This window comes from Pseudomonas sp. B14(2017), from assembly GCF_002113255.1.
Lineage (GTDB): Bacteria > Pseudomonadota > Gammaproteobacteria > Pseudomonadales > Pseudomonadaceae > Aquipseudomonas > Aquipseudomonas putida_Z.
Genome location: NZ_NEJY01000018.1, coordinates 67,303 through 79,957, shown reverse-complemented (window position 1 = coordinate 79,957; position 12,655 = coordinate 67,303). Strand labels below are relative to the sequence as shown.

The 12,655-nt window shown below is 64.8% G+C and carries 11 protein-coding genes; 10 read left to right on the top strand and 1 reads right to left on the bottom strand.

Features of this window, described 5'->3' with window-relative positions; genetic code table 11:
• The first annotated feature begins 184 nt into the window (after positions 1-184).
• The 9 genes from tcyJ (at position 185) to CAG34_RS19100 (ending at position 9,234) form a co-directional block, all read left to right on the top strand.
• Entirely contained in the window at positions 185-979 is a 795-nt protein-coding gene (gene tcyJ / locus CAG34_RS19140; RefSeq protein WP_003257420.1) for a cystine ABC transporter substrate-binding protein, read from the top strand.
• The gene (tcyL, locus tag CAG34_RS19135) at positions 976-1,644 is read left to right on the top strand and encodes a cystine ABC transporter permease (protein ID WP_025337317.1); all 669 of its coding nucleotides are present in this window, start codon (positions 976-978) and stop codon (positions 1,642-1,644) included. The genes tcyJ and tcyL overlap by 4 nt, the downstream gene beginning before the upstream one ends.
• A 2-nt stretch (positions 1,645-1,646) precedes the next feature.
• Positions 1,647-2,405, top strand: a complete 759-nt coding sequence (gene tcyN, locus CAG34_RS19130; RefSeq protein ID WP_013970435.1) for an L-cystine ABC transporter ATP-binding protein TcyN — start codon at positions 1,647-1,649, stop codon at positions 2,403-2,405.
• Positions 2,406-2,730: 325 nt separating this feature from the next.
• On the top strand, positions 2,731-3,972 hold the full coding sequence (locus tag CAG34_RS19125; protein ID WP_085591821.1) for an SfnB family sulfur acquisition oxidoreductase: 1,242 nt from the start codon (positions 2,731-2,733) through the stop codon (positions 3,970-3,972).
• 151 nt (positions 3,973-4,123) lie between these two features.
• A complete protein-coding gene (locus CAG34_RS19120) occupies positions 4,124-5,305 on the top strand; it encodes an SfnB family sulfur acquisition oxidoreductase (RefSeq protein WP_085591819.1) in 1,182 nt (393 codons plus the stop codon).
• The gene (locus CAG34_RS19115; protein ID WP_085591817.1) at positions 5,305-6,696 is read left to right on the top strand and encodes an LLM class flavin-dependent oxidoreductase; all 1,392 of its coding nucleotides are present in this window, start codon (positions 5,305-5,307) and stop codon (positions 6,694-6,696) included. The genes CAG34_RS19120 and CAG34_RS19115 overlap by 1 nt, the downstream gene beginning before the upstream one ends.
• Positions 6,689-7,489, top strand: coding sequence for a MetQ/NlpA family ABC transporter substrate-binding protein (locus CAG34_RS19110; RefSeq protein WP_025337313.1), 801 nt, complete (start codon positions 6,689-6,691; stop codon positions 7,487-7,489). The genes CAG34_RS19115 and CAG34_RS19110 overlap by 8 nt, the downstream gene beginning before the upstream one ends.
• A 1-nt stretch (position 7,490) precedes the next feature.
• Positions 7,491-8,600, top strand: coding sequence for a methionine ABC transporter ATP-binding protein (locus CAG34_RS19105; RefSeq protein WP_085591815.1), 1,110 nt, complete (start codon positions 7,491-7,493; stop codon positions 8,598-8,600).
• Entirely contained in the window at positions 8,590-9,234 is a 645-nt protein-coding gene (locus CAG34_RS19100) for a methionine ABC transporter permease (protein WP_008096606.1), read from the top strand. Before CAG34_RS19105 ends, CAG34_RS19100 begins: the two co-directional genes overlap by 11 nt.
• 129 nt (positions 9,235-9,363) lie before the next feature.
• On the opposite strand, the gene dibA is transcribed toward CAG34_RS19100, so the two are convergent.
• Positions 9,364-11,259 carry a phosphodiesterase DibA gene (dibA, locus tag CAG34_RS19095; RefSeq protein WP_085591813.1) on the bottom strand — a complete coding sequence of 632 codons (1,896 nt, stop codon included), beginning with the start codon at positions 11,257-11,259 and terminating at the stop codon, positions 9,364-9,366.
• Between the two features lie 146 nt (positions 11,260-11,405).
• Between dibA and desA the strand changes: the two genes are divergently transcribed.
• Entirely contained in the window at positions 11,406-12,590 is a 1,185-nt protein-coding gene (gene desA, locus CAG34_RS19090; RefSeq protein ID WP_039614263.1) for a delta-9 fatty acid desaturase DesA, read from the top strand.
• The last annotated feature ends 65 nt before the right edge of the window (positions 12,591-12,655 follow it).

Below are 12,655 nucleotides of genomic sequence, written 5' to 3'. Positions count from 1 at the left end.
ATCCTGCGCTAAGTCAGGCATAAGCCGCGATGACGGAGCAGGCAACCTCGCCTACCCTCAATGCAGCCAGCACCTGGCAAAAACCAAAAGGAAATAACAAAATAATTTTTTAGTATTTCCTGGCCTAAGCAGCCAACTCTATAGTCGCCACCCACTACTTACACAACAAGCGCGGGGCTCTGACATGTCGAAATTCGCCAAACCGCTACTCAACGCCAGCCTGGCACTCCTGCTGGGTGCCGGCCTGCTCGGCCAGGCCTTCGCCGGCGAGCAGCTGAAGACCATCCAGGAAAAAGGGGTGATCAACGTCGGCCTCGAAGGCACCTACCCACCGTTCAGCTTCCAGGACGAAAACGGCAAGCTGACCGGCTTCGAAGTGGAACTGTCCGAACTGCTGGCCAAGGAGCTGGGGGTAAAGGCCAAGGTGCAGCCGACCAAGTGGGACGGCATCCTCGCCGCACTGGAGTCCAAGCGACTGGACGTGGTGATCAACCAGGTGACCATTTCCGAAGAGCGCAAGAAGAAGTATGACTTCTCCGAGCCTTACACCATCTCCGGCATCCAGGCGCTGATCCTGAAGAAGAAGGCCGAGCAGCTGAACATCCACAAGGCCGCAGACCTGGCCGGCAAGAAGGTCGGCGTGGGCCTGGGCACCAACTACGAGCAATGGGTCAAGAAGGACGTGCCGCAAGCCGATGTGCGCACCTATGAAGACGACCCGAGCAAGTTCGCCGACCTGCGCAACGGCCGTATCGACGCCATCCTGATCGACCGCCTGGCCGCGCTGGAATACGCGCAAAAAGCCAAGGACACCGAACTGGCCGGCGATGCCTTCTCGCGCCTGGAAAGCGGCGTGGCCCTGCGCAAAGGCGAGCCGGAACTGCTGGCAGCGATCAACAAGGCACTGGACAAGCTCAAGGCTGACGGCACGCTGGCCAAGCTTTCCGAGAAATACTTCGGTGCCGATGTCACCAAATGATTGCTGAAAGCCTGCAACTCGTTGTCGACTCCGCGCCCTTCCTGCTGAAGGGCGCGGGTTATACAGTGCTGCTCAGTGTTGGCGGCATGTTCTTCGGCCTGCTGCTGGGCTTTGCCCTGGCACTGATGCGGTTGTCGAAGATCTTGCCGCTGAACTGGCTGGCGCGGGTCTACGTGTCGTTCTTCCGCGGCACGCCGCTGCTGGTGCAGCTGTTCGTCATCTACTTCGGCATGCCGCAGATCGGCATCGAGCTCGACCCAATCCCGGCATCGCTGATCGGCCTGTCGCTGAACATGGCCGCCTACATCTGCGAAATCCTGCGCGCAGCGATTTCCTCGATCGACCGTGGCCAGTGGGAAGCCGCCGCCAGTATCGGCATGACCCGCGTCCAGGCCATGCGCCGGGCGATCCTGCCCCAGGCCTTGCGCACCGCACTGCCGCCGTTGGGCAACAGCTTCATCTCGCTGGTCAAGGACACCGCCCTGGCGGCGACCATCCAGGTGCCCGAGCTGTTCCGCCAGGCCCAGCTGATTACCGCGCGCACCTTCGAAGTGTTCACCATGTACGTGGCGGTGGCGGTCATCTACTGGGTGCTGTGCAGCATCCTCGCGCACTTCCAGAACCGCATGGAAGCGCGAGTCAACCAGCATGACCAGGAGCATTGAGCATGATTGAAGTCAAAGGCCTGACCAAGCGGTTCAAGGGCCAGACCGTGCTCAACGGTATCGACCTGACCGTGCAGCCCGGCGAAGTGGTGGCCATCATCGGCCCCAGCGGCTCGGGCAAGACCACCTTCCTGCGTTGCCTCAACCTGCTGGAAACACCCGATGCCGGGCAGATCCAGATTGGCGACATCAGCATCGACGCCAACCGCCCGCTGGGCGGGCAGCAAAGTGCGATTCGCCGCTTGCGCCAGCAGGCCGGGTTCGTGTTCCAGAACTTCAACCTGTTCCCTCATCGCACCGCCCTGGAAAACGTGATCGAGGGGCCGGTGATCGTCAAGAAGACGCCCCGCGAGCAGGCCATCGAACTGGGCCGGCGCCTGCTGGCCAAGGTTGGCCTGGCGGGCAAGGAAGACGCCTACCCGCGGCGCCTTTCCGGTGGCCAGCAGCAACGGGTGGCCATCGCCCGCGCCCTGGCCATGGAGCCGGAGGTGATCCTGTTCGACGAACCGACCTCGGCGCTGGACCCCGAACTGGTGGGGGAAGTGCTGGCGACCATCCGCGGCCTGGCCGAGGAGAAGCGCACCATGATCATCGTTACCCACGAGATGAGCTTTGCCCGCGATGTGGCGAACCGGGTGATCTTCTTCGACAAGGGCGTGATCGTGGAACAGGGCGAGGCCAAGGCGCTGTTTGCGGCGCCAAAGGAAGAGCGTACCCGGCAGTTCTTGCGCAAGTTCCTGGGGACTGCTGCCTCCGAGTAAACCTGCACTGGCCCTATCGCCGGCAAGCCAGCTCCCACAGATACCCCACAGTAATCAAGACCTGTGGCGTCCTGTGGGAGCTGGCTTGCCGGCGATAGGGCCAGTACATCCACAGCAAATCCCTCCTTCTATACATATTCCAAAGAGTTAGTTCATAAACTTTTTATAAAGCATTAGGGTATATAAACCGGACCACCGGACCAGCACACATCTGTCGCGATCAGCTGTAGCGGCATTACTTTTTTGTGAGGTCAGGAATGGTCAGGATCACAATCACCCCAGTGCGTAACGCCAGGGCATTGAGTGCAGCCAAGGAGCGGTACTGATGTCCAGCCAACCCAATACCCAATTCCACAGCGATCTCGACAGCTCGCCCCTGCTGCTGCCGGCCAAGGTACTGCGCAACGACGCCGAAGCCCTGCAAGCGGCCCGCGAACTGGCCGAGGTCGCCCGCGAGCAGGCCGCCCGCCGCGACCAGCAACGCAAACTGCCATGGGCCGAGATCGAACTGTTCACCCGCAGCGGCCTGGGCAGCATCAGCGTACCCAAGGCCCATGGCGGCCCCGATGTGTCATTCGAGACCGTGGCCGAAGTGTTCCGCCTGATCAGCGCCGCCGACCCGGCCCTGGGGCAGATCCCGCAGAACCAGTTCGGCATGCTGCAACTGCTGCGCCTGACTGCCACCGAGGCGCAGCAGGCGGTGATCTTCCGCAGCGTGCTCGATGGCTGGCGCATCGGCAATGCCGGCCCCGAACGCGGCACCAAGGACACCCTGACCCTCAAGGCCAGGATCACCCGCGTCGGCGACAGCTATCACATCAGCGGCGAGAAGTTCTATTCCACCGGTGCCCTGTTCGCCCACTGGGTGGCAGTCAAGGCACTGGACGACGAAGGCCGCCAGCGCCTGGCATTCGTGCGCCGAGGTAGCCCGGGGCTGCGCATCGTCGATGACTGGTCCGGGTTTGGCCAGCGCACCACTGCCAGCGGCACCGTGCTGCTCGACCAGGTACCGGTGGATGCCGACCTGGTGATCGACAACTGGCGCCAGCGCGACATTCCCAACATCCAGGGCGCTGCTTCGCAGCTGATCCAGGCGGCGATCGATGCTGGCATCGCCGAAGCGGCGATCGAAGACGCCATCAGCTTCGTGCGCGAAAAGGCCCGGCCATGGATCGAGGCCAAGGTCGACCGCGCCAGCGACGACCCTTATGTAATCGCCGACATCGGCCGCCTGAAGCTCGAGCTGCACGCCGCCGAAGCGCTGCTGCGCAAGGCCGCGCGGGTCCTGGACGAGGTCAACGCCGCGCCGATCGATGCAGCAAGCGCGGCACGGGCCTCGATCGCGGTGGCCGAGGCCAAGGTGCTGACTACCGAGATTGCCCTGCAGGCCAGCGAAAAGCTGTTCGAGCTGGCCGGCAGCCGCGCCACCCTCGCCGAGTTCAACTTCGACCGCCACTGGCGCAATGCCCGGGTGCACACCCTGCATGACCCGGTGCGCTGGAAGTACCACGCGGTTGGCGCTTACCACCTCAACGGCACCTTGCCCGCGCGGCATTCCTGGATCTGATTTTAGGGCCCTGGGGCTGCTTTGCAGCCCAATCGCCGGCAAGCCAGCTCCCACAGGTCCTGCACTGCCTTCAAGACCTGTGCGGTCCCTGTGGGAGCTGGCTTGCCGGCGATTGGGGCGCGAAGCGGCCCCTAGGGCCACGGAGAACAACATGACTACAACAATCATCACCAGCGACACCCAGGCCCTGAACGTCGCCGAAGAAGTCGCCCGACACCTGCGCCGCGACAGCGCCCTACGCGACCGCGAGCGCCGCCTGCCGCACGCCGAACTGGAACTGTTCACCCGCTCCGGCCTGTGGGCCATCAGCGTGCCCAAGGCCTTCGGCGGCGCCGGCGTGTCCAACGTCACCCTGGCCAAGGTCATCGCCCGCATCGCCCAGGCTGACGGCTCGCTCGGGCAAATCCCGCAAAACCATTTCTATGGCCTGGAAGTGCTGCGGGTAAACGGCACACCCGAACAGCAACAGCGCCTGTACGCCGAAGTACTGGCCGGCAGCCGCTTCGGCAACGCCCTGGCCGAACTGGGCACCAAGACCGCCAACGAGCGCACCACTCGCCTGACCCGCGACGGCGATGGCTTTCGCATCAACGGCCGCAAGTTCTACTCCACCGGCGCCATCTACGCCCAGCGCATTCCCACCTCGGTGGTCGATGAACAGGGCGTGCAGCACCTGGCCTTCGTCCCGGCCGACAGCCAGGGCCTGCAGGTGATCGACGACTGGAGCGGCTTCGGCCAGCGCACCACCGGCAGCGGCTCGGTGGTGTTCGACAACGTGTACGTCAGCGCCGCCGACGTGGTGCCGTTCCAGAGCGCCTTCGAACGCCCTACCCCGGTCGGCCCGCTGGCGCAGATCCTTCATGCGGCCATCGACACCGGCATCGCCCGCGCCGCATACGAAGATGCCCTGCACTTCGTGCGCACCCGCAGCCGCCCCTGGGTCGACTCCGGCCTGGACAAGGCCAGCGATGACCCGCTGACGCTGAAAAGCTTCGGCCACCTGGCGATCCGCCTGCACGCCGCAGAAGCCTTGCTGGAACGCGCCGGCGAATACCTGGACCGCGCCCGCGACGACAGCACTGCCGACAACGTGGCCGCCGCTTCCATCGCGGTGGCCGAGGCCCGTGCCATCAGCACCGAGATTTCCCTCGCGGCCGGCACCACCCTGTTCGAACTGGGCGGTAGCCAGGCCACCCTGGCCGAACACAACCTCGACCGCCACTGGCGCAACGCCCGCGTGCACACCCTGCACGACCCGGTGCGCTGGAAGTACCACGCCATCGGCAACTACTACCTCAACGATGCCAACCCACCACGCCGGGGGACCATCTGATGGCCAAACAGATCCTGCTCAATGCCTTCAACATGAACTGCATCGGGCACATCAACCACGGCCTGTGGACCCACCCACGGGACACCTCGACCCAGTACAAGACCCTGGATTACTGGACCAGCCTGGCGCGCCTGCTGGAGCGCGGCTTGTTCGACGGGCTGTTCATCGCCGACATCGTCGGCACCTACGACATCTACGGCCAGTCGCTGGACGTCACCCTCAAGGAGTCGATCCAGCTGCCGGTCAACGACCCGCTGCTGCTGGTTTCGGCCATGGCCGCCGTCACCCGCCACCTGGGCTTCGGCCTTACCGCCAACCTCACCTACGAAGCGCCGTACCTGTTCGCCCGGCGCCTTTCCACCCTGGACCACCTGAGCAATGGCCGGGTGGGCTGGAACATCGTCACCGGCTACCTCGACAGCGCCGCCCGGGCCATGGGCCTGGCGCAGCAACCCGAGCATGACCGCCGCTACGACCAGGCCGACGAGTACCTGCAGGTGCTGTACAAGCTGCTGGAAGGCAGCTGGGCCGACGATGCCGTGGTCGCCGACCGCCAGCAGCGCGTCTATGCCAGGCCCGACAAGGTGCGCAAGGTCAACCACCAGGGCGAGTTCTACAAGGTCGACGGCTACCACCTGTGCGAGCCCTCGCCGCAACGTACACCGGTACTGTTCCAGGCCGGCAGCTCGCAGCGTGGCCTGGCCTTCGCCGGCAACCATGCCGAATGCGTGTTCATCAGTGGCCAGGACAAGGCCGCCACCCGCGCCCAGGTCGACAAGGTGCGCGCCGCCGCCCAGGCCGCTGGCCGCGACCCGCAAGCGGTCAAGGTGTTCATGGGCATCACGGTGATCGTCGCCGCCACCGAGCAGCAGGCCCAGGCCAAGCATGCCGAGTACCTGCGCCATGCCAGCGCCGAGGCCGGGGTCGCGCACTTCGCAGCGTCCACCGGCATCGACTTCGCCGCCTACGCCCTGGACGAGCCGATTGCCTTCAGCCAGGGCAACGCCATCCAGTCGGCCACGCGCCAGTTGCAGGACAACGCCTGGACCCGCCGGCGCCTGCTGCAGCAGCACGCCCTGGGTGGCCGTTACGTGACCCTGGTCGGCGCGCCCGAGCAGGTGGCCGAACAGCTGATCGCCTGGATCGATGAAACCGGCCTGGACGGTTTCAACCTGACTCGCACCGTAACCCCGGAAAGCTTCGAGGACTTCATCGACCTGGTCATCCCGCAGTTGCAACAGCGTGGCCGCTACAAGACCGCCTACGCCGAAGGCACCCTGCGCGAAAAACTGTTCCAGGCCGACCACCCGCATTTGCCCGCCGACCACCCTGGCTCGGCTTACCGCTTTACCTCTACCCCTGCCCCGACTGGAGCCCTGCACCATGCTTGATAAACTGTTCCGGCCCGTCGCGGCCATTGCCCTCACCCTCGGCCTGTCCGCCAGCACGCTGGCTGCCGAACCGCTGAAAATCGGCACCACCTCGGCCTTTGCCATCCCGCTGGAAGCCGCAGTGGAAGAAGCGCACAAGCAAGGCCTGGAAGTGAAGCTGGTCGAGTTCAGCGACTGGATCGCACCCAATGTCAGCCTCAACAGCGGCGACATCGACGTGAACTACTTCCAGCACATCCCGTTCCTGGAAAACGCCAAGGCGGCCGCGGGCTTCAACCTGGTGCCCTACGCCCCGGGCATCATCAACAACGTCGGCCTGTACTCGAAAAAGTACAAGAGCTTCGCCGACCTGCCCGAAGGCGCCAGCGTGGCCATCGCCAACGACCCGATCAACAGCGGCCGTGGCCTGCAGCTGCTGGCCAAGGCCGGGCTGATCACCCTCAAGCCGGGGGTCGGCTACAAGGCCACCGAGGACGACATCGTCGCCAACCCGAAGAAACTGAAGATCCTTCAGGTCGAGGCCGTACAGCTGGTACGCGCCTATGACGACGCCGACCTGGTGCAGGGCTACCCGGCCTACATCCGCCTGGCCAACAGCTTCGACGCCGGCTCCGCACTGCTGTTCGACGGCCTGGAGAACAAGGAGTACGTGATCCAGTTCGTCATTCGCCCACAAAGCAAGGACGACCCACGCCTGGCCAGGTTCGTCGACATCTACCAGCACTCGCCAGTGGTGCGCGCAGCCTTGGACAAAGCCCACGGCAAGCTCTACCAGGCCGGTTGGGAGGGCTGACATGAGCCAGGCCAGCGCGCTCCGGGCGCCCACCGCACAACCACTGCCGCCAACGGCCAGGGAGCAGGCCTTGCGCCCGGAGGTCAATGAAGCCCATGTGCGCTTCATCGGCCTGGGCAAGACCTACCCGGGCCAGGCGCAACCGGCCTTGCAAGGCATCGACCTGAACATCCGCCATGGCGAGATCTTCGGCATCATCGGCCGCAGCGGCGCCGGCAAGTCATCGCTGCTGCGTACCATCAACCGCCTGGAGCAACCCAGCCAGGGCCGGGTGCTGATCGACCAGGTAGACATCGCGCCCTTCGACGAGGACCACCTGGTAGCCCTGCGCCGGCGTATCGGCATGATCTTCCAGCACTTCAACCTGATGTCGGCCAAGACCGTGTGGCAGAACGTCGAGCTGCCCCTGAAGGTGGCCGGCGTGGCCAAGGCCGAACGCCAGCGCAAGGTGCGCGAACTGCTGGAGCTGGTCGGCCTGCAGGAAAAGCACCACGTGTACCCGGCGCAGCTGTCCGGCGGGCAGAAGCAGCGCGTGGGTATTGCCCGGGCGCTGGTGCATGACCCCGAGATCCTGCTGTGCGACGAGGCCACCTCGGCGCTGGACCCTGAAACCACCGCTTCCATTCTCGAACTGTTGCGCGACATCAACCAGCGCCTGGGCCTGACCATCGTGCTGATCACCCACGAAATGGCGGTAATCCGCGATATCTGCCACCGGGTGGTGGTGCTGGAACGTGGAGAAGTGGTCGAGCAGGGTGAGGTCTGGCGGGTGTTTGGCTCACCACGCCACGAAGTCACCCGTACCCTGCTGGCGCCGTTGCAAGCCAGGTTGCCAGCCGCGCTGCAAGCCAGCCTGCGGGCCAGCCCGGCAAGCCGCGACAGTGCCGTGGTGCTGAGGCTGACCCTGCTCGGCGAGCCCGAACTGTCTGCCCTGTTCAACGACCTTGGCGGCCGCGTGCGCCTGCTGCAGGGCGGTGTGAAAACCATTGGCGAGCATGCCCTGGGGCAGCTGATCCTGTCGGTGCAGCACTCGCCGCACGACACCCATCAATTGCTGGAACGCGCCCGCCGCTGGGCCGAGGACGTGGAGGTACTGGGCCATGTGGTTTGATCGCCTGCTGGAAGGCTTGCTCGATACCCTGCTGATGGTCGGCGTGTCGTCGCTGATCGCCCTGCTGGTGGGGGTACCGATGGCGGTGCTGCTGGTCACCAGCGACAAGGGCGGGATCTTCGAGGCGCCGCTGCTGAACCGGGTGCTGGGTGCCTTCGTCAACCTGTTCCGCTCGATACCGTTCCTGATCCTGATGGTCGCGCTGATCCCCTTCACCCGCCTGGTGGTGGGTACCACCTATGGCGTGTGGGCGGCGGTGGTGCCGCTGACCATTGCCGCCACGCCGTTCTTCGCGCGGATTGCCGAGGTCAGCCTGCGCGAAGTCGACCACGGCCTGGTGGAGGCTGCGCAGGCCATGGGCTGCCGACGCTGGCACATTGTCTGGCACGTGCTGCTGCCAGAGGCGCTGCCGGGGATTGTCGGGGGCTTCACCATTACCCTGGTGACCCTGATCAACTCCTCGGCCATGGCCGGAGCGATCGGTGCCGGGGGACTGGGGGACATCGCCTACCGCTATGGCTACCAGCGCTTCGACAGCCAGATCATGCTGACCGTGATTGCCATGCTGGTGGCGTTGGTGGCGTTGATCCAGTTGGGTGGAGACCGGTTGGCGAAAGGCTTGAACAAACGATAGTTCGGGGGCCGCTGCGCGCCCCATCGCCGGCAAGCCAGCCCCCACAGGGCCAGCGCTGCCCTCCAGCCTTGTGAGTACTTGTGGGAGCTGGCTTGCCGGCGAAAGGGCCGCAAAGCGGCCCCGGCGATCTCAACCCCAGCGCAAATCCCCGGCAGGCACCGGCCGCCCGAACCAGTACCCCTGCCCCAGCTGACACAGCTCATGCAGCAGGAAGCTGGCCTGTTCTGCCTGCTCGATGCCCTCGGCATGCACCTGCATGCCCATGCTGCGGGCCAGGGCGATGATCACCCGGACGATCGCGATGTCGTCCTCATCCAGCGGCAACCCGGCAACGAAGCCCTGGTCGATCTTCAGCTTCTGCACCGGCAAGCGCTTTAACCGCAGCAGCGATGAATAACCGGTGCCGAAGTCGTCGATGGCCAGGGTCACCCCCAGCTCGCGCAGGCGATGCAACTGCTCCAGGGCCACCTCCGGGTCCTCCATCACCGCGCTCTCGGTCACCTCCAGCTCCAGCAAGGCCGGGTCCAGGCCGGTGTCGTGCAGCACCTCGGCCACCTGCTGGTACAGCTCGTGCTGGCCAAACAGGCGACTGGAGATGTTCACCGCCACGAACGCCAGCTGCCGCCCTTCACCCTGCCATCGCACCATCTGCCGACACGCCTGGCGCAGTACCCAGGCGTCGATCTCGGCAATCAGCCCGGTACGCTCGGCAATCGGGATGAACTCGCCCGGCGGCACCAGGCCCCGCTGGGGGTGCTGCCAACGCACCAGGGCCTCGACGCCGACCTGGCGGCCGCTCGCCAGGTCGTGCACCGGCTGGTAGAACACCCGTAGCTCGTCCTGCTCCAGGGCCCGGCGCAGTTCGCCGGCGGTTTCAACCCGCTGTTGGGCGTGGGCGGTCAGCTCTTCGGTGTACAGCGCATAGCAGGCCCGCCCGTTGCTCTTGGCCTTGTACAACGCCGAGTCGGCATTGCGCAGCAACTGCTCGGCACTCAAGGCATCGCTGGGGAACAGGCTGATGCCCACGCTGACACTGATGAACAGGCGGTGACCGTCGAACAGGAACGGCTCGCGCATGCGCTCGATGATGCCCTGCGCCAGCTTGCCCGCCTGGCCGACCTCATGGCAGTTTTCCGCCAGCACGCCAAATTCGTCGCCCCCCAGGCGCGCCAGGGTCACACCGCTGCCCAGCACCTCACCCAGGCGCTCGCCCACCAGTTTCAGCAACTGGTCGCCAATGGTGTGGCCTAGGCCGTCGTTGATGCTCTGGAAGTGGTCCAGGTCCAGCAACAGCAGGGCACAACCACGCTTGTTGGCCTGGGCTGCCGCCAGGGCCTGCTCGACCCGGTCGTTGAACAGCAGGCGGTTGGGCAGGTCGGTCAGCGGGTCGTGGTGGGCCAGGTAGGCCAGTTCCTGTTCCGAATGCTTGATCGCGCTGATGTCGCTGAACACCGCCACGTAATGGCTGAGCTCGCCTTCATCGTCGCGGATGGCGCAAATGGTCTGCCACTGCGGGTAGATTTCACCACTCTTGCGCCGGTTCCAGATTTCGCCGCTCCACTCGCCCTTTTCCGCCAGGGTGGCGAATATCTGCTGGTAGAACGCCAGGCCATGGCGGCCCGACTTGAACTTGTTCGGGCGCTGGCCGATGACCTCGTCCTGCTGGTAGCCGGTGATGCGCATGAAGGCACGGTTGACGTGCACGATCAGGCCATGGCGGTCGGTCACCAGCACGCCTTCGAGGGTGCTGTCGAACACTGCCGCAGCCATGCGCAGGCGTTCACGGTCTTCACCACGCATACGCGCGCCAACACCGATGAAGTCGAGCAGCCGCACCCGCGACACATAGATCAGCAAGGCGCTCAGCAGCACCCAGACCACCACGTTGATCTGCCGGCCTACGGTCAGTGCCAGGGGATCCTCGGTCATGCCGTGCAACACCACCTCGGCCAGCGTCAGCCAGAGGATCGAGAGCACCACATACAGCGCAGCCATGCGCAAGGCGTCGCGAACGGAAACAGACATGTCGGGTGCAATTGCCCATAAAAAATGATGGGGCATTATAAAGGCTGAAACATGTCGTGACTTCCTATCTGAACGGGTGACTGTATTTATTTCCTGCCCAAGGGATAATCAGCCCCTCCTCCTGCATTCCGAGGGTATTTACACCTATGTGGTACAACGGCCTGCTCGACTTGTCGGCCTGGCAACTGGTCGGCATCACCCTGCTGATGACCCACGTGACCATCGTCAGCGTCACGGTCTACCTGCACCGCTATTCCGCGCACCGGGCCCTGGAGCTCAATGGCGCGCTCAAGCACTTCTTCCGTTTCTGGCTGTGGCTGACCACGGCGCAGAACACCCGCGAATGGACTGCCGTCCACCGCAAGCACCACGCCAAGTGCGAAACCCCCGACGACCCGCACAGCCCGCTGTACAAGGGCCTGGGCACGGTGCTGCGCAAGGGTGCCGAGCTTTACCGGGAAGAGGCGCGCAACCCGGAAACCCTGCGCATCTACGGCAAGAACTGCCCGGACGACTGGATCGAGCGCAACCTCTACTCGCGCTACAAGCTGGGCGGCATCGCGCTGATGGCGGTAATCGACCTGCTGCTGTTCGGCACCATCGGCATCACCATCTGGGCAGTGCAGATGATGTGGATTCCGTTCTGGGCCGCCGGCGTGGTTAACGGCCTGGGCCACGCTCTCGGCTACCGCAACTTCGAGTGCCGCGACGCCGCCACCAACCTGGTGCCGTGGGGCATCGTCATCGGTGGCGAAGAGCTGCACAACAACCACCACACCTACCCCAACTCGGCCAAGCTGTCGGTCAAGCGCTGGGAGTTCGACATGGGTTGGGCGTGGATCCGCCTGTTCTGCCTGCTGCGCCTGGCCAAGGTACAGCGCGTGGCGCCCATCGCCCACCGGGTGGCCGGCAAGGCCAGCCTGGACATGGACACCGCCATGGCCATCCTCAACAACCGTTTCCAGATCATGGCCCAGTACCGCAAGCTGGTGATCGGCCCGCTGGTCAAGCAGGAACTGGCCCGCGTCGATGCCTCGCTGCGCCACCACTTCCGCCGCGCCAAGCGCCTGCTGTCGCGCGAGACCAGCCTGCTGGAAGACCGCCACCATGTGCGCATCGAGTCGATGCTCGCCCACAGCCAGGCGCTGAAGACCATCTACGAAAAACGCCTGGCCCTGCAGCAGATCTGGGCGCGCACCAGCGCCAACGGCCACGACATGCTGGCCGCCATGAAAGACTGGGTACACGAGGCGGAAACCAGCGGCATCCATGCCCTGCGCGACTTCGCGGCACAGCTCAAGACCTACTCCCTGCGCCCGACCGGCGCCTGACCGCCGTTGATCGGCACGCCCCTTTGGCGGGGCGTGCCGCCCGGAACTTCGCCCTCTCGTTTACA